Source organism: Rhizobium sp. P1_E6 (assembly GCF_056405875.1).
This window is the reverse complement of sequence record NZ_JBFUBG010000358.1, coordinates 1-607: the sequence shown is the minus strand read 5'-3', so window position 1 is coordinate 607 and position 607 is coordinate 1. Positions and strand designations below refer to the sequence as shown.

The following is a 607-nucleotide window of genomic DNA, read 5'->3' as shown; positions in this document are numbered from 1 at the left end:
CGCTCTTCGCTCATACTTGCCAGTTTTACGCGCAAGGCTCCATCGCGCCTGTATATCCGCTGACGAGCAAGAGAGCGGTTGGTCGACCGCCCTCTCGTGTGGAGCCACTGGATCTGCGCCGAATTTATTCAGCATCGGCCGGCAACAGCGGCAACTGCGCCTCAATACCCAGCTTATCGCTGTAAACTCGATCTTTCGGCGCAGGACCCTGGGGCCTAAAGCGAGCGGTCTCGTCGAGATCAAACCGGAAGGGCGGCATTGCCGCTATCCTTGAACTCTACGGTCACAAATTGCAGCGGGGTCGGACCGATATTCTCGAGGTCGTGCCAGGATATTTCTCCCGCCGCGAAGTGCAAATGTTTGGTGTCCCCCGGCTGATAGCTGACTTCGACAACGCGCCCGTCAGCATAGCGCGACCGGGCTTTCCCATGCGTCAGCGATGTCCAAAAATAGTTGAGCACGTGGCAGTGGAATCCGAACCGCTCACCCGGTGGCACGTCGAGATGCCAAACGCGAACATCGTCCGTCTCTGAGACGAGTCTCGTGCCAACGCGCCCGTTATCCCTGTTGCGTTCAAGCTCCCGGACCAGGTCTTGAGACCAGCCTT

1 protein-coding gene is annotated in these 607 nt (G+C 58.6%); it reads right to left on the bottom strand.

What is annotated here, in order from left to right; translation table 11 throughout:
• Nucleotides 1–239 precede the first annotated feature (239 nt).
• On the bottom strand, nucleotides 240–607 hold a 368-nt coding region (locus AC1D35_RS36735; protein WP_477942997.1), incomplete at its 5' end, for a cupin domain-containing protein.